15 protein-coding genes and 1 pseudogene are annotated in these 16,317 nt (G+C 70.3%); 6 read left to right on the top strand and 10 right to left on the bottom strand.

Annotated features, from left to right (window positions below; genetic code table 11):
• The 4 genes and pseudogenes from ACN469_RS27225 to ACN469_RS27240 all read right to left on the bottom strand — a co-directional run.
• Positions 1–371: pseudogene (locus tag ACN469_RS27225) on the bottom strand (hypothetical protein); the annotation flags it as partial.
• A gap of 303 nt (positions 372–674) precedes the next feature.
• The gene (locus ACN469_RS27230; protein WP_498772505.1) at positions 675–1,442 is read right to left on the bottom strand and encodes a hypothetical protein; all 768 of its coding nucleotides are present in this window, start codon (positions 1,440–1,442) and stop codon (positions 675–677) included.
• Between the two features lie 75 nt (positions 1,443–1,517).
• Positions 1,518–2,705, bottom strand: a complete 1,188-nt coding sequence (locus tag ACN469_RS27235) for an ABC transporter substrate-binding protein (RefSeq protein WP_498772299.1) — start codon at positions 2,703–2,705, stop codon at positions 1,518–1,520.
• A 47-nt stretch (positions 2,706–2,752) separates the two neighbouring features.
• Positions 2,753–3,490 carry a PspA/IM30 family protein gene (locus tag ACN469_RS27240; RefSeq protein ID WP_498772301.1) on the bottom strand — a complete coding sequence of 246 codons (738 nt, stop codon included), beginning with the start codon at positions 3,488–3,490 and terminating at the stop codon, positions 2,753–2,755.
• Between the two features lie 261 nt (positions 3,491–3,751).
• Between ACN469_RS27240 and ACN469_RS27245 the strand changes: the two genes are divergently transcribed.
• Positions 3,752–5,107 (top strand): sensor histidine kinase, encoded by a 1,356-nt coding sequence (locus ACN469_RS27245; protein ID WP_498772303.1) that lies wholly within the window; start codon positions 3,752–3,754, stop codon positions 5,105–5,107.
• Between the two features lie 9 nt (positions 5,108–5,116).
• Here the strand turns inward: ACN469_RS27245 and ACN469_RS27250 are convergent, their stop codons facing one another.
• From ACN469_RS27250 to ACN469_RS27270, 5 genes are all read right to left on the bottom strand, one after another.
• A complete protein-coding gene (locus tag ACN469_RS27250) occupies positions 5,117–6,457 on the bottom strand; it encodes a 5'-deoxyadenosine deaminase (RefSeq protein ID WP_498772305.1) in 1,341 nt (446 codons plus the stop codon).
• 16 nt (positions 6,458–6,473) lie between these two features.
• Positions 6,474–6,878, bottom strand: coding sequence for a cytidine deaminase (locus ACN469_RS27255; RefSeq protein WP_498772307.1), 405 nt, complete (start codon positions 6,876–6,878; stop codon positions 6,474–6,476).
• Between the two features lie 31 nt (positions 6,879–6,909).
• A complete protein-coding gene (locus tag ACN469_RS27260) occupies positions 6,910–7,275 on the bottom strand; it encodes a PilZ domain-containing protein (RefSeq protein ID WP_498772309.1) in 366 nt (121 codons plus the stop codon).
• A gap of 380 nt (positions 7,276–7,655) precedes the next feature.
• A complete protein-coding gene (locus ACN469_RS27265; RefSeq protein WP_498772311.1) occupies positions 7,656–8,066 on the bottom strand; it encodes an SET domain-containing protein-lysine N-methyltransferase in 411 nt (136 codons plus the stop codon).
• Positions 8,067–8,168: 102 nt separating this feature from the next.
• On the bottom strand, positions 8,169–8,777 hold the full coding sequence (locus tag ACN469_RS27270; protein WP_498772313.1) for a TetR/AcrR family transcriptional regulator: 609 nt from the start codon (positions 8,775–8,777) through the stop codon (positions 8,169–8,171).
• Positions 8,778–8,939: 162 nt separating this feature from the next.
• Here ACN469_RS27270 and ACN469_RS27275 point away from each other — a divergent pair, with 162 nt between their 5' ends.
• A complete protein-coding gene (locus tag ACN469_RS27275; protein ID WP_498772315.1) occupies positions 8,940–9,689 on the top strand; it encodes an SDR family NAD(P)-dependent oxidoreductase in 750 nt (249 codons plus the stop codon).
• A gap of 63 nt (positions 9,690–9,752) precedes the next feature.
• Here ACN469_RS27275 and ACN469_RS27280 read toward each other — a convergent pair whose 3' ends face one another.
• Positions 9,753–11,057 carry a thymidine phosphorylase gene (locus ACN469_RS27280; RefSeq protein ID WP_498772317.1) on the bottom strand — a complete coding sequence of 435 codons (1,305 nt, stop codon included), beginning with the start codon at positions 11,055–11,057 and terminating at the stop codon, positions 9,753–9,755.
• 78 nt (positions 11,058–11,135) lie between these two features.
• On the opposite strand from ACN469_RS27280, the gene ACN469_RS27285 reads away from it, so the two are divergent.
• From ACN469_RS27285 to ACN469_RS27300, 4 genes are read left to right on the top strand one after another with little or no spacing between them, the layout of a single operon-like run.
• The gene (locus tag ACN469_RS27285) at positions 11,136–12,329 is read left to right on the top strand and encodes a BMP family lipoprotein (RefSeq protein WP_498772319.1); all 1,194 of its coding nucleotides are present in this window, start codon (positions 11,136–11,138) and stop codon (positions 12,327–12,329) included.
• 38 nt (positions 12,330–12,367) lie between these two features.
• Complete coding sequence (locus ACN469_RS27290; RefSeq protein ID WP_498772321.1) at positions 12,368–13,918, top strand: ABC transporter ATP-binding protein; 1,551 nt, start codon at positions 12,368–12,370, stop codon at positions 13,916–13,918.
• Positions 13,911–15,056, top strand: coding sequence for an ABC transporter permease (locus tag ACN469_RS27295; protein WP_498772323.1), 1,146 nt, complete (start codon positions 13,911–13,913; stop codon positions 15,054–15,056). Before ACN469_RS27290 ends, ACN469_RS27295 begins: the two co-directional genes overlap by 8 nt.
• Positions 15,049–15,978 carry an ABC transporter permease gene (locus ACN469_RS27300; protein WP_498772325.1) on the top strand — a complete coding sequence of 310 codons (930 nt, stop codon included), beginning with the start codon at positions 15,049–15,051 and terminating at the stop codon, positions 15,976–15,978. The genes ACN469_RS27295 and ACN469_RS27300 overlap by 8 nt, the downstream gene beginning before the upstream one ends.
• Positions 15,979–16,317 lie beyond the last annotated feature (339 nt).

The raw sequence follows: 16,317 nt of genomic DNA on the forward strand, positions 1-16,317 counted from the left end.
ACGGCGCGATTGTTACCGAGGAAGGCCGCGCCAGCGCCGCGCTCGGGAGCGAGACCTGAGGCCTCCAGGGCCTGACGGCTGCGCAGGTCGACGCCCACCTGACGCATCACCGCATTCACGTAGCCCTCCGCCGAGGAGAAGCTCTGGAGCTGAGCGGCGAAGGAGGCGACCTTCAGGTTCTGGAAGCGCGCCAGCTTCTCTCCGAGCGCTCCCAAGTCATTGATGACGACGGAGGCTTGCGCATCGCGAGGCAGGTAGCGCGCGGGGCCGGAGGCAGTGGGCGCGACGGGCCCCTCATCCTTGCCACAGCGTGAGCAGCCCGCGATGGCGAGCACGAGGAGGAGGGTCGGAAGCCAGGCTCGGCGGAACATGACGGCAGGACAGGACGGCTTGGCCGGAGAGTCAATGTATTCCTGTGCGGGGCGTACGTCCGCCTCCCGGCCAAGGGACCCGGATGATGGGCAGGCAACTTCGCGGGAGAGGCGCCGCCCGCCAGAGCGGCTCCGGAGGGCGAGCCGACGCCATTCAGTCAGCGAGCTCCGCCGCGCCAGTGCCAATCTGACGGGTTCAAGCAGGCCCTCCATGGAGTCTCGTCATGGAGAGCAAGGGCACGGCGATTGAAAGACGAGCGGCCCTCCTGAGACTCAACCCGGGCGAAGCTCGGAGACGATACGTCAGCGCACCCGCGAGCCATGCGGCAGCGGGCCGCGAGTCTCCTCGGTGAACTCCAGGAACTGCTCCATCTGCCGCACGGACTCGTCGGTGGCCTCGGCCTCCGCGCTCAGCATGGTGAGCTGCCGATTGACGACCTCCGGGTCCCGGATGGCAATCGACTGCTCGTGCGTCAGCCGCATCATGTCCTCGATGCCGGCCAGCTGGTGGCTGACCACTTCCCTGCTCTCGCTCGCCTGTTCGAAGCGCGCCAGCCGCTTGCGCAGGATGTCCACCCGGCTCTGCTTCACGTCCTTCAACCGGGGGTTCGTCTCGCGCGCCACGTCCTCTTCCAGCTCCCGCACGTCCTTCTCGAGATTCCCCCGGTCGGAGCTGTTGAGGTACGAGCGGTACTGATTCAGCGTGGAGATGAGCCGCAGGAACGACGTCAGCAGCGCATCCAACCGGGGCTCGCTGTCCGACTCCAGCACCTTGCCGCCCGGCAGCTTGCGGTAGTTGGCGAGAATCTTCTCCTTGAGCCCGACGAGCTGCTGGTAGTGCTCGCGCTGCGACGGAGCCAGGTCCGCCAGCAACGAGTCCACCGCCTTCTGCGCGGCCTCCGGGTCCACCTGCTCCCGCGAGCGGATGGCTCGCTGGAAGCGCGGCATCGACGAGAAGAGGCCCAGGTACAGCCCCTCCAGCCCGAGCGCCAGCAAGGCGGGCAGCGGCTCACCCGTCATTGCAGCGGAGGCGGCCGCCGTGCCCAACCCCACCAGGTTGGCCGGCAGCATGAATGCGGCCTTGATGTAGTTCGGCGACTTCTTCGCCACGTCCGACCTCCCCTTCCCGGCGCCCAGTCAATTGCTTCAGGGACCGCGCGCCTCCGACACGTACTTCAACGCTCCCAGGTCCCTCGTATCCTCCGCGAGTGGCACCTGGGGTCCCTGCTTGAGCTTCTGGAAGAGCGCGGCGGCGCTCTGGTACAGCTCGTCATAGGTGACCGGCGCCTCGCCGGAAAGGCCGAAGAACGCTCGATTGTCCGCCAGCGTCGCTGGCGGCGCGCTGCGGATGGCCTCAATCGGGTCACCCAGGTACGGCGCCACCTCGCCCAGCATCCGAGCCCCCGCCGTCGGGTCCTTCAACACGCTCTGCCCCGCGTCCAGCATCCCGCGCAGCACCCGCCTCACCGCGTCCGGATAGCGCGCCGCGAAGTCACCCCGCGCCACCAGCACCGTGGCCACCAGGTGCGGCGCGTCCGCCGTCGTCGCGAGCACCGAGCCACCCCGGTCCTTCGCCGCCAGCTCCACGTCGCCCCAAAGCCCCACCACCGCGTCCACGCGGCCCTCGCGCAGCGCCCGCCCGGCGTCCAGCGTGGACGGCAGGTCCACCCACCGCACGTCCGTCGTCCGCAGCCCCGCCCGCGCCAGCACCCACAGCGCGAAGTAGTGCGTGGAGCTGAACGGGTAGACGCCCACGCGCTTGCCTCGCAGGCTCGCCAGGTCCGTCACCCCCACCGCCGCGAGCGCCTCCTGCCCCCGGCTTCGCCCCGCCAGCAATATCGTCCGGGGTGCCGCGTCCCGCAGCCCCGGCGCCCAGGACGCCAGCCGGTCCACCGACAGCATGGCCATGTCCACGCCGCCGTTCTCCGCGCCAATGGCCAGGGCCTGCCGCAGCTCCTCCTCACGGCCGAAGAGCACCGCCCGCGCGTCCAGCGCATAGGCCGTCTTCAGGAAGCCCTGCGCCGCGTTGGGAGGCGCCGCCGGGTTGTCCAGCGTCGTCGCTCCACCCGCCGCGACGAGCAGCCCCGCCGCCGAGCCGCGCGGCGTGAAGCCGATGAGCACGGGCCGCAGCGGCACGGACGCCACGTCCGCCACCGGCGCGGACACACCCGCGGGAAAGTCTCCAGGAGACAGGCGCACCGCCTCGCGCACGGAGGGGAAGAAGCGCGCCTGGAGCGTGTCCAGATATCCCATGCGGGACGCGAGCACCCAGCCCGCGCCCAGCACGCACAGGAACAAGAAGAGAAAGAGACCTGGCCCACGGTGGAGCTTCATCCGTCAGTTCCCAGGTCTCTTCCCTTCATCGTGCCGACCGCCGGGGCCTACTCGACCCCGACCTTCTTGCCGATGGTCTTCCCCGTCTGTCCGCTCACATCCGACACCGGGGCGGGGCTCTCCATCAGCCCCATCTCCATCTTGAACTGCTTCACCAGTTCGTTGGCCTGGATCTTCTCGGCCTCTTCCTCGATCTGCGCGGACTGGTGGTCCACCGACTCGAGCGCCATCTGCATGCGCGCCTCGTTCACGGCGGTGCGCTCCTCCACCTTGCGCAGCATCTCGTCGTGCGTCGAGTCGATGCCGGCGACGGTGAAGGACTCCATCGTGTCGGCCACCTTGGCCTGCCACTTGGCGCGCCGCGCGTCACGGATGGCCGTCATCGCCTCCGCCGTCTTCTTGTCCTTCTCCCGCATGAACGCCTTCTTGACGTTCAGCGCCTTCTCGTACGCCAGCCGCGCCGTCTCCAGCTGCGCCTCGTTGCGCTCCAGCGCTTCCTTCTCCACCTGGAGCTTCGTCGCGTACTGCGCCGCCAGGTCGTCACGACCGGCCTGGATGGCGGCCTTCACCTTGGCCGTCAGCCCGCGCACGTCGTCCTTGTACTTGGTGTTCTCCTTCTCCAGCAGCGTCACGTTCGCCCGAACCATGGCGATGGACTCGTTCATCTTCGGGACCTGGTCGTTCAGGTCACGGATGTTCTGCTCGAGAATGAGCTCCGGATCCTCGATGGAGGAGACGAAGAAGCCCGCGAAGCTGCGCAACGCCCTCTTGAGTCTGTCCCACATGTCGCCGGTCTACCTCCGTCCAGACCTACTCCCAGCCACCTTACACGAACTCAGGGGAGAGCAAGCAGCCGCATCCACCCCTCTGATCAGTGCTACGCGAACTCACCTAAGGCGATTGCCGACCACCCACAAGTCCCATTGAGCCGCCCTGCTCGGACGCCTCGGGTAGGAGCCCGCGAGCCGTCCCCTGGTGGTCTCCCCCAGCGAGGGCTTGCCCTGGCGCCGGGAAGCGGGGAAAACCTTCTCCGCGTGGACAGTGCGTTGGGTTGGACCCACTCCTCCTTCGATGAGTCGCTGGCGCGAGCCGTGGACGCCCAGCGACGAAGCGTGCTGGGCACGGGCGCGGCGGTGCGGCTCGTCGGCGCGCTGCTCTTCCTGCTCGTCACCACGACGCTGTGGCTGAGCGGCGGCGAGGACTGGAGCCCCTACCCGCTCCTGCTGGCCCCCTATGTGGGCGTGGCCACCATCCTCTACGTGGTGAGGAACCGCCCGGAGGCCAGCTGGCTGGGCATCGTCCAGTCCCCGGTGGACGTCGCCCTCGTCTACGGCCTGCAGCACCTGGCCCTCCCCATCTCCCCCTTCCCGGCAGGGGTGGCGGGCTTCAGCCTGGGCCTCTTCGCCCTCGTGGTGACGCTCAGCGGGCTCGCCCTGCGCCCCACCGTCGTCTACGGCACCGCGGTGTTGTCGTGCGTGGCCCAGGCGGCGCTGATGCGCGAGGCCGGCGTGGGCTGGGGCGCGGTGGTCATCGCCGTCGTCACCCTGCTGATGGTCGCCGCGGTGAAGCACTACGGCACCGGACGGCTGCGCGTACTCGCGGGGGTCCTCACCCGCGCGGAAGTGAACAGTGCCCTGGAGGCCCGCCGCTTCCAGGAGGTCGAGGAGGCCCGGCGCATCATCGCGAGGATGCTCGACGAGGAGCACGCGAAGAACGACGAGCTCCGGGCGCTCCAGCGCGACAAGGAGCTGCTGACGCAGCTGCTCGTCCATGACCTGCGCTCGCCCCTGTCGGCGCTGACCATGACGCTGGCCTGGATGGAGCAGGAGCTTCCCCAGGGCCACCTCCTCGAGTCCGCGCGTACGGGCCTGGCCGTCACCGCGCGCCTGGACCGGATGCTCACGGACTTGATGGACGTCACGCGGCTGGAGCAGGGCCGGCTGGAGCCCCGCAAGGTGCCGCTCGACATGGGCCGCCTGCTGGAGGAGGTGCGCAGCTCGCTGGAGAACGTGGCCCGCGCCCGCAAGCTCACCCTGGATGTCGTCTCGCCCCGGGCGCTGGCGCTGCAGGGAGACCAGGAGCTGCTCGTCCGCGTGGTGGAGAACCTGGCCACCAATGCGCTGCGCTACGCACCCACGGGCGGCCGGGTGCGGCTGGAGGGCGGCGCCGATGAACAGGGGCCGTGGCTCGCGGTGCGCAACGACGGCCCGCCGATTCCCGAGGACCTGCGCGCGCGCCTCTTCGACAAGTACGTCCAGGGCGACCAGGAGCGAGACACGCGCCGGGGCTACGGCCTGGGGCTGTACTTCTCCCGGCTGGCCACGGAGGCCCACGGAGGCAAGCTCTCCGTGGAGGACGCTCCGGACTGGCCCACGTCCTTCCTGGTGCGGCTGCCGACCTGAGCCGCCGTCTCAGCCGCGGGCGCGCTGCCGGCGGCGGAGGATGCGCTCGACGTTGGAGCGGGCGCTCGCCAGCACCGACGGCGCATCCAGCGTGGTGAGCACGCCGTCCTTCAACACCGGCTTGCCGTCGATGAAGACGTGCGTCACGTCGCTGCCGCGCACGGAGTGCACCAGCGGCGCCAGGACGTCCTCGGCCGAAGGGCCACAGTGCAGGCCGCTCACGTCCACCACGGTGATGTCGGCGCGCTTGCCCTGCTCGAGCGAGCCCACCTCGTCCTCCAGCCCCAGCGCCCGAGCGCCGTGCAGCGTGGCCATCTCCAGCACGCGCATGGGCGTCATCGCGCGAGGCCCCACGCGCGGGTTGTGCAGCACCGCCGCCAGCCGCATCTCGTGGAAGATATCGAGCGTGTTGTTGCAGGGCGCGCCATCCGCGCCCAGCGCCACCGTCACGCCGGCCTCCAGCAGCTCCGGCACCTTGGCGATGCCCGAGGCGAGCTTGAGGTTGGAGCCGGGGCAGTGACACACCACGGTCTGCGTCTCGCGGATGAGCTCCTGTTCCTCCGCGGACAGCCACACGCAGTGGGCCAGCGTCACGTGCGGCCCCGTCAGCCCCAGCGTGTGGAAGAAGTCGACGTTGTCCCGGCCGCCCGAGTACTGGCGCACCGCGTCCGTCTCCTTCGCGTTCTCGCTGGCGTGGGTGTGGATGCGCACGTTGTGCTGGCGCGACAGCTTCGCCACCTCCCGCATCAGCTCCGGCGTGCAGGACAGCACGAAGCGGGGCGCGAAGGCGTAGCGCAGCCGGCCCTCGTGCGTGCCATGCCATTTCTCCAGCAGCTTCAGGCTGTGGGCCAGCGACTCGGCGGTGGACTCGCGCAGCCCGTCGGGCACGTTGGCGCCCGCGTCCATCATCGCCTTGCCGCCCACCAGCCGGAAGCCCGAGTCCCGCGCGGACTCGAAGACAGAGTCGTAGTGGTGCACGCTGCCCATGTCGAGCGCGGCCGTGGAGCCCGAGCGGATGAGCTCCGCGAAGGTCAGGTCCGCCGACGCGCGCATGGAGGCCGCGTCGTGGGACGCCTCGAAGGGCCAGATTCGCTCGCGGAGCCAGTCGAGCAGCTCCATCCCATCCGCGCGGCCCCGGAACAGCGTCTGACAGGCGTGCAGGTGGCCATGGATGAGGCCCGGCAGCACCACCTTCCCCGTCATGTCCATCACGCGCCGCGTGCCACGGGCCTTCAGGCCCCGGCCCACCTTCGCGATGCGCCCGTCCTGCACGAGGACGTCCGCGCCCACGAGCACCTCGCGCTCGCGGTTCATCGTCACCACGGTGCCGCCAGTCAGAAGCAGATCCACGGGTGCTCAGGCTCTCTTAGAGGAAGTCCTTGGTGAAGGCGTGCGGCAGCAGCTCGCCCAGGGAGTAGCGCATCTCGTCCCCACGAGGGGTGCGGCTGCGCACCTGCATTTGCGGCGGGCCGAACTCGGCCATCACCTGCCGGCACATGCCGCACGGCGGGACGGGCGTGGCCGTGTTGGCGACGACGGCCACCGCCACGGGCTGGGAGCGGCCCTGCGCCACACCCGCGGCGAAGGCGTTGCGCTCCGCGCACACGGTGAGGCCGTAGGTGGCGTTCTCCACGTTGCAGCCGGCCATCACCGAGCCGTCCGCGTAGAGAATCGCCGCGCCCACCGGGAAGCGGGAGTACGGCACGTGCGCCCGCTCGCGCACCCGGGTTGCCTCTTCGAACAGCCGCTCCCAGGGAATCTCATCCGCCATGTCGCCGCCTTCCGAGGTGACGGGGTGCGCCTCAGTGAGGTTCGCCCTTGAGCCGCATGTCGTCCAGGTGGCGGGCGATGGCCAGCTCCGCCTCCACCGGCAGGTCCTCGAAGCGCACGTGGGCGGCGGGGCCTTGCGGGCCGTCCGTCACGTGGAGCACCTCGCCCCTGGCCTCCACTTCGTCGGGAAGGATGGGCAGCGTGAAGCGCACCTCCACCTTCGCGCCCGCCTCCAGCCCGGGGCCATTCCAGGCGCAGCCGCCCAGGGACAGGTCCCCATCCCGCGCCTCGAAGTCCGCCGAGCTGCCCGCCCGGCGCATCTTCAGGCGCATGGGAATCCGGGGGGAGTCGCGCCGGTCCTCGGCCTTGTCGCTCATCGAGTTGTTCCTCTCGGCCATCGCCGTTCCAGTCCTGACGCTCATGCCCGTACCACCGTCGGAAGCGCCTGGGAGGTGGCCCGCCCCTGAGTCCACGCGCGAGGCTCACCGGGCCCGGCCAGCAGGGCATCATCCGGGAGGTCGAAGCCCACCCTCGGCTTCCACACCCAGGCCCCCCGGCGAACGGCCACGGCCGCCTCCGTCACGTGTTCATGAAGCACCATCCGCCGCCCATCATACGCTTGCCCACCCGCCAGGGAGGCGCCGAATTTCATCCCCCGGACGGGTTCCCCCGAGAATGTCCTGTACCGGGAGTGCACCCCGTTGCTGCCCCGCGTCGAACCCGGCGGGGCTCCGGAGCCCCAAGGGCCCGCTCACGGCCCCCGGCGGCGCCCGAGGACTCAAGGAGGGGCGTCCTCGTCCCGGGTGTCCCACCACTCGTCGCCGTAGCTGATGAAGATCTGCTCGCCGGGGTGGATGTCTCGCAGGGCGTAGAAGGTGAAGATTTCGCGGTCCACCGCTCGGTAATACGCGGCGGTGGGCTCCTTCGCGTGGTTGTAGAGCATGCCGTAGCCCAGCACGAGCGCGACCCAGTCTCCCGCGGGCTGCTGCTCGCGCTCGCCCCAGCGAATCTGGAAGACGTAGTCGTCGAGCGGGGGCTGCCGCGTCTGCTTCTGCAGCACCTTGAGGTAGCGACACTCCTCGATGAGCTCGCCGGCCTTGATGAATTCATCGGTGAAGACACCGAAGCCCCATTCACAGGGCCGGACCTTCACTCCCGGATGGAGGTACAGCGCTTCGCCCGTGTTCATGCGTCCCCGCCGCGGTTGGCGGCCCGGGAAGATGCCGCGTTCCAGAGCGGACGTGAAGGACCGAGCGAAGGCCTCAGTCCGCCAAGGAGGACCCCAGCGTCGTCAGGCCGGCCACGCGAGCAGGGTCGTCCGGGCCACGCGCCGCAGCTCCTCGCGACTGGCCCCCGTGGCGGCCTGGACGGCCATGCCCTGGGAGACGGTGGTGAAGAAGCGGGCGAGGTCGGCACAGTCGACGTGGGCTGGCACATCCCCGTCCCGTTGCCCCTGCTCGAGTCGCTCGCGAAGGGCCTGCTCTCCCGCCGCGCGCCTCGCGGCCAGCTCGCCTTGAATGGGAGCCGCATCCGCGCCGCTCACCAGCGCGCCCTGCACGGTGATGCAGCCCTTGGGCTCCCGGGGCAGCGTCTGCGCGTCCGCCAGCCCGAGCAGCAGGTGCTCGACGGCGGCTCGGGCCGTCGGCCTGGCGAAGGCGTCCCGATAGAGGACCAGGTGACGCTCGACGTAGCGGTCCAGCGCCTTGCGGAACAGCGACTCCTTGTTGCCGAACGCCGCATAGAGGCTGGGCCGGTTGATGCCCAGATGCTCCGTCAGGTCCGACAGCGAGGTGCCTTCGTACCCCTGCCGCCAGAACAAGCGCAGCGCACGGTCCAACGCCTCATCCACGTCGAAACCCCGGGGACGCCCCACCTGGGCGGCTGCCGTCTTTGGTTTCATACCGTTCGATACTAATCCCCTTGACGCTTCCCAGCCAGGGCTCTACTTCTATACCAATCGGTACACATCCCACGCCCGGGCTCGTGCGGAACCGTGCGGAGCGCGCTTGGCGTGTGCCTGATTCAGTACCGACAAGTACATAACCACGGAGACATGACGAACATGGCCAAGAAGCTCGCAGGCAAGGTGGCGCTGGTGACGGGGGGTTCCCGGGGGATTGGCGCGGCGACGGCGCGGGCGCTCGCGCAAGAGGGAGCGGACGTGGCCATCAGCTACGTGGCCTCGGGGGAGAAGGCGCAAGCGCTCGTGCGGGAGCTGGAGTCGCACGGTGTCCGGGCGGCGGCGTTCCAGGCGGACCAGGGCGTCCCGGCGGAGGCGGCGAAGCTGGTGCAGGCCGTCACCCAGCGCTTCGGGCGGCTGGATATCCTGGTGAACAACGCGGGCGTGGCCACGGCGGGCGCGGTCGACAGCCCGGAAAGCGATGTGGTGGCGTTCGACCGACAGCAGAACATCAACGTCAACGGAGTCATCGCGGCCATCCGCGAGGCGGTCAAGGTGATGGGCCAGGGTGGGCGCATCATCACCGTGGGCTCGAGCATCACCGGGCGCGTGGGGATGCCTGGCATGGCGGACTACACGGCGACGAAGGCGGCGGTGGTCGGCTACACCAAGGGCGTGGCACGAGACCTCGGGCCCAAGGGCATCACCGTCAACGTGGTGCAGCCGGGCTTCACGGACACGGACATGTCCTCCGGCCTGGAGCCGATGAAGCCCGCCATCAACGCGACCATCCCCCTGGGCCGGTTCGGCCGTCCCCAGGAAGTCGCCGACAGCATCGTGTTCCTCGCGGGCCCGGGTGCCACGTACATCACGGGGACCGTGCTGAACGTCGACGGTGGCCAGGGAGCGTGAGCTCGCGACCCGCGTGAGCTGGCGGCCCGGGCAGCTCCTGCCCGGGCCCTGGTTCGAGCCGCCCTACTCCACCCGCTCGCGCACCAGCGGCCGGGGCGCGGGGGCGGCATCGCCGAAGCGGTACGCCGAGAGCAGGCGAGCCTTCACCCCCTCCACGGGGGCCTCGTCGTTGAAGTGCACGCGCACCACCGGCTCGCCCTTCGTCACCGCCTCGCCCGTCTTCTTCAGGAGGGTGAAGCCCACGGCGGGGTCGATCTTGCTGTCCACCCGCTGACGGCCCGCGCCGAGCGCCACGCCCGCCAGGCCCACGCCCTCCGTGTCGATGCCCGTCACGTACCCATCCCGGGGCGCCACCACGTCCACCGTGGAGCGCGCCTGGGGCAGCAGCGAGTAGTCGTCGATGGAGCGCGGGTCACCGCCCTGCGACAGGACAATCTCCTTCAGCTTGCGCAGCGCGCTGCCGTCCTCCACGGACTTGCGCAGCTTCTCGCGCGCCTCATCCACGGTGGCGGCCTTCTTGCCCAGCACCAGCATCTCCGCCGTCAGCGCGTAGGTGATTTCGGTGTAGTCGGCCGGGGCCTCGCCGCGGAGCATGTCCACCGCCTCCATCACCTCCAGCGCGTTGCCCACCTTGCGCCCGAGCGGCTGGTCCATGTCCGTCAAGAGCGCGACGACCTTGCGCCCCATCTCCGCGCCCAGGCCAATCATCGTCCGGGCGAGCGTGCGGGCATCCTCGTCGCTCTTCATGAACGCGCCGCTGCCCACCTTCACGTCCAGCACCAGCGCGTCGATGCCCTCCGCCAGCTTCTTGCTCATGATGGAGGACGCAATCAGCGGGATGCAGTCCACCGTCGCCGTCACATCACGCAGTGCGTAGAGCTTCTTGTCCGCGGGCGCCACCTGCGCCGTCTGACCAATCAGGCAGCAGCCGACCTCGCGCACCAGCCGGCGGTACTCGGCCGTGGACAGGTTCACATTGAAGCCCGGAATCGACTCCAGCTTGTCCAGCGTCCCGCCCGTGTGACCCAGGCCGCGGCCCGAAATCATGGGCACCGGCACGCCGCACGCGGCGGCCAGCGGGGCCAGGCTGAGCGAGACCTTGTCGCCCACGCCGCCCGTCGAATGCTTGTCCACCTTCACGGCGGGAGTGTCCGACAGGTCCAGCACCTCGCCGGACTCCAGCATGGCGCGCGCCCAGGCGCCCAGCTCCCGGGAGTCCAGTCCCCGGAAGAAGACGGCCATGCACATGGCCGCCATTTGATAGTCCGCCACCGTCCCCGCCGTATACGCCTGGATGAATGCGCGGATGTCCGCCGGCTCCAGCCGGCCTCCGTCCCGCTTTGACTTGATGAGTTCGTAGGGTTGCACGGGGACTGCCCATACCAGGAACCCGGGCCCCCATGCACTTCCGCGAAAGGCGCCGCCGCATCTGGTAGATAGCCAGCCATGATGCTTCGCCTTCAGGTCCTCGCCCTCACGGCGCTCCTCTGCGCCTGTACCAAGCAGAAGGAAGAGACGCCCCCCTCCGGCGCTCCGGCCCCCGCCTCCGCTCAGCAGGAGGCGAAGAAGCCCCTTCCCGTGGGCCTCGTCATCGACGTGGGCGGCCGGGGTGATCACTCGTTCAACGACGCCGCGCTGCGCGGCCTGGAGCTGTGGGCCGCCGGCAAGCGCTACGAGGGCGGCAAGTACGTGGACGCCACGCCGGACGACGTGCGCAAGTCGCTGCCCGGCCACCTGGCCTCCATCGCCACCACCCTCCAGCCCCTGCCCATCCAGCCCGTCGTCCTCCAGAGCAAGGCCCAGGAGGACTACATCCCCAACCTCCAGCTCCTCGTGGACCGGGGCGCCCAGCTCACCATCGGCAACGGCTACATGCTGGCCAACGCCGTGCGCACGTCGGCCCAGGAGAACCCCCAGGCCCGCTTCCTGCTCATCGACAGCCAGGTGCTGGACGCCCAGGGCAAGACGCTGCGGCTGCCCAACGTGCGCACCGTCCTCTTCAAGGAACACGAGGGCAGCTTCCTCGTCGGCGCGCTCGCGGGCCTCGTCACGAAGACGAACAAGGTCGGCTTCGTGGGCGGCATCGAGGTGCCCCTCATCCAGCGCTTCGAGGTCGGCTACCGCGCTGGCGTGAAGACGACGAAGCCCGAGGCCGCCCAGGCCCTGATGTCCGTCTACACCGGCAGCTTCAACGACATGGCCGCGGGCAAGCAGGTGGCGCAGGACCTCATCGCCAAGGGCGCGGACGTCATCTTCCACGCGGCGGGCTCGGACGGCATCGGCGTCATCCAGGCGGTGAAGGAGGCGCGCGCGGCCGGCAAGAGCGTGTTCGCCATCGGCGTGGACTCGGACCAGTCGCACGTGGCGCCGGAGGCCATCCTCACCTCCATGCTGAAGCACACGGACCTGGTCGTGTACCAGGCCGCCAAGGACCTGGTGGACGGCAAGTTCACCGCCACCGAGCTGGTGCTGGGCCTCAAGGAGAACGCCGTGGCCATGGCCGAGGTGCGCGTGGACTTCCCCGGCAAGGCGGAGGCGCTCCAGAAGGTAGAGGCGCTGCGCCAGCGCGTCATCTCCGGACAGCTCCAGGTGCCTTCCGTCCCGGCGGACCTCGCCACCTTCCAGGCCGCCGCGCCCTGATTTCCCTTCGACACATCCAGAAGCGGTTCGGCGCCGTCATGGCGCTGGACGACGTGTCGCTCGACATCCGCGAAGGGGAGTTGCTCGCGGTGGTGGGAGAGAACGGCGCGGGCAAGTCCAGCCTGATGAACGTCCTCTACGGGCTCTACCATCCGGACTCGGGTGAGGTGTCCGTGGGCGGCAAGTCCGTGCGCCTCAAGAGCCCCCGCGACGCGATTGCCCGGGGCATCGGCATGGTGCACCAGCACTTCATGCTCGTGCCCACGTTGACGGTGGCGGAGAACGTGGTGCTCGGCCGCGAGCCCACCCGCCGCGGGCTGTTCGACTGGGAGCGCGCCGTCAACGAGGTCGCCGCCACCTGCGAGCGCTTCGGCTTCGTGTTGGACCCGCGCGCCCGCGTGGACACGCTCACGGTGGGCTCGCAGCAGAAGGTGGAGATCGTCAAGGCCCTGCACCGGGGTGCCCGCGTGCTCATCCTCGACGAGCCCACCGCCGTCCTCACGCCCCAGGAAGCCGACGAGCTGGCCCGCGTCATGCGCGGCCTCATCGCGCAGGGGCGCACCGTGGTGCTCATCAGCCACAAGCTGAAGGAAGTGCTCGGCGTGGCGGACCGCATCGCCGTCATGCGGCGCGGCCGGCTGGTGGCCGAAGTGCGGCCCTCGGAGACCTCCGCGACGGCGCTGGCCGCCCTCATGGTGGGCGAGGGCCAGCGCACCACGGCGACTCCAACGGAGAAGCTCCCCAGCGAGGCCCTGCTGGAAGCGGTGGGGCTCCCGGCACCAGGTGACAACGGACGGTCCACTGCGCGCGGCGGAGAGAAGCCCCCCGGCGACATCCTGCTGGAGGCCACGGGACTCCAGGCGCTCGGCGACAACGGCTGCCCCGCGTTGCGGGGCGTGGACCTGACGGTGCGCGAGGGAGAAATCGTCGGCATCGCCGGTGTGGACGGCAACGGACAGCGCGAGCTGGCGGAAGTGCTCACCGGGCTGCGCACGCTGACCGCCGGCGGCGGCACCCTGCTTGGACGGGCGCTGAAGGGCCTCACCCCCGCCGAGGCGCGAGCGCGCGGCGTGGGCCACGTGCCCGAGGACCGGCTGCGCCGCGCGGTGGTGAAGGCGCTCAGTGTGGAAGAGAACATCGCCCTCGGGCGACACACGGGCCCGCCCTTCGCGAAGGGTCTGTGGATTGATTTCGCAGGCCGCCGCGAGCGGACCCAGACGCTCCTGGCCGAGTACGACGTGCGCCCGCCCGAGCCGACCTTGCCCCTGCAGGCCCTGTCCGGAGGCAATCAGCAGAAGGTCGTCGTGGCGCGGGAGATGGATGCCCGGCCGCGCCTGCTCGTGGTGGTGCAGCCCACGCGAGGCCTGGACATCGGCGCGGTGGCGCAGGTGCACGCACGGCTGCGCGAGGCGCGAGCCCAGGGAACGGGAGTGGTGCTGGTGTCGTTGGATTTGGAGGAAGTGCTGGCGCTGGCGGACCGCGTCTACGTGCTCTTCGAGGGCCGCGTGACGGGCCAGTTCACCCGGCCCGAGTACGACGAGCGGGAGCTGGGGCGTCGCATGCTGGGAGCGGAGCAGGCCCATGGGTGAGCGGACGCGGCAGGCCCTGCCCTCGGTGCTGTCGGTGCTGTTGTCGCTCCTGGTGTGCTGGCTGCTCATCGCCTTCAGCCGGGACACGGACGGCCTGGCCACCGCCACGGCGGCCTATCTCCAGATGCTCTGGGGCGGCGTGGGCGACTGGCCCCGCTTCCTCGACGGCGCCCCCCTCACCGTGCTCACCCGGCCCCTGGGCGAAGCGGCGATGAAGGCCGCGCTGCTCACCCTCACCGGCCTGTCCGTGGCGGTGGCCTTCAAGGTGGGCCTGTTCAACATCGGCGCTCAGGGACAGATGCTGCTCGGCGCGCTCGCCGCCGCGGTGGTGGGCGCGCACGTGGCCCTGCCCGGCGCGCTGCACATCCCGGCCGCGCTCCTCGCCGCCGCGCTGGCGGGCGCCGCCTGGGCGGGAATCGCCGGCGCGCTCAAGCTCTACCGGGGCGTGCACGAGGTCATCTCCACCATCATGCTCAACTGGGTGGCGGTGCGGCTGGTGGACAACTGGCTCGTCGTGGGCCCCCTGCGCGGCGTGGCGGAGGCTGGCGCGTCCATCACCGGCACCGCCGAAATCCACCCCACCGCGACGCTCCCGCGACTGCTCGGTGACATGTCCCGCCTCAACCTGGGCTTCGTCATCGCGACCCTCGCCGCCGTGGCGGTGTGGGCGTGGCTGACGCGCACCCGCTCCGGCTTCGAGACGCGCGCGGTGGGCCTGGGTGACGAGGCCGCGCGGGCCGCGGGCATCCCCGTGGCACGTCGCGCGGGGCTGGCCATGGCGCTGGCCGGCGCGCTGGCGGGGCTCGCGGGCGCGGTGCTGGTGCTGGGCACGGAGGGCCGCTACCCGGGCACGCTCGGCGCGCCCTACGGCTTCGACGGCATCGCCATCGCGCTCATCGGCAACAACCACCCGCTGGGCGTGGGCGCCGCGGCCCTCTTCTTCGGCGTGCTGCGCGCGGGCGGCACGCGCATGCAGCTGCTCGACGTGCACAAGAGCTTCCCCGAGCTCATCCAGGGCCTCGCGCTGCTCTTCGTCGCGGGACGTCTCATCTGGCTGGCGGTGCTGCGCCGACGCAGCGCCCCGACGCCCACCCCGGCCACGCCGCCCGCTCCGGCCGCGCAGGTGCCCCATGCTTGAAATCATCCACCGGCTGTTGTTCGCCACGCTGGACGCGGCCCCCGCGCTCGTCTTCGCCGCCCTGGGCGCGGTGCTCTCCGAACGCGCGGGCGTCGTCGCCGTGGGCGTGGAGGGGATGATGCGCGTGGGCGCCTTCTGCGCCGCGGTGGCCGCGCTCGTCATGCCCACGCCCGCGGCCGTCGGAATGGGAATGCTCGCGGGGGCGGCCCTGGCGGCGGTGCATGGCTTCCTGTGCATCCGCTGGCGCTCGGACCAGGTCGTGTCGGGCATCGCACTCAACCTGGTGGCCCTGGCCGGCGGCACGTTCCTGCTCGAGACGCACTTCGGGCCCAACGGGACGCCGCCCATCCAGCAGCTCCCGCCCCTCCACTGGCCGGAGCTGGCCTCGGTGCCCGTGCTGGGCGCGCTCTCCGGTCATGCGGCACCCACGTACCTCGCGCTGCTGTTGCCCTTGCTGCTCCAGGGAATGATGACCCGTACGCCCCTGGGCCTGCGCCTGCGCGCCGTGGGTGACAAGCCCCAGGCGGTGGCCACCCTGGGTCTTTCCGTTCCCGCCTTGAGGTGGGGCGCGGTGCTGGGCGGCGGGCTGCTCGCGGGCCTGGGGGGCGCGGTGCTCTCCACCACCGTGTTGGACCGCTTCGAGCAACACACGCCCGCGGGCCTGGGCTTCATGGCCCTGGCCGCCATGGTGTTCGGCCGCTGGACACCTCTGGGGGCCTTCGCCGCGGCCGCCTTCTTCGCCTTCGGCAACGCGCTGCGAATCGGCCTGGCCTCCAGCGCCCCCGGCCTCCTGGAGCTGGTGCCCCAGGGCGTCCTGCTCGCCCTGCCCTACCTGCTGACCCTCCTGGTCCTCGCCTTCCAGGGCCAGCGCAACAGCACTCCTGCCTCACTCGGCGTCCCATACGAGCAGGAGTCCCGCTGAGGTCACCTGACGCATGGGTGTCATTTCATACCTGGGTATGAAATGATTCCTGGTCATAAGTGACACCCAGATGTCGGATGGCCAACGTCCCCTCCTTCGGATGATGGAGAAAGACGACACTCCAACCCCTTGCGGTTATTGAAACGAACTCCGGGTTTCTCCGGGATTGAGACACAGGGCGTCGGAAATCACGGCGGCACGGGCCTCGCATATAGAGGCCAGGTCGGGCCGCGCCGGAATGGAATCAGGCCACCGGGGGGAGGCTTCATCCAGTCTGTCGCAAGGTCCGGAGGGACTCCTTGTGAAACCCGGGCCCGGTCGGTCCGGTCAACACGGCGG

The organism is Corallococcus terminator (genome assembly GCF_049194865.1).
GTDB classification, from domain to species: domain Bacteria; phylum Myxococcota; class Myxococcia; order Myxococcales; family Myxococcaceae; genus Myxococcus; species Myxococcus terminator_A.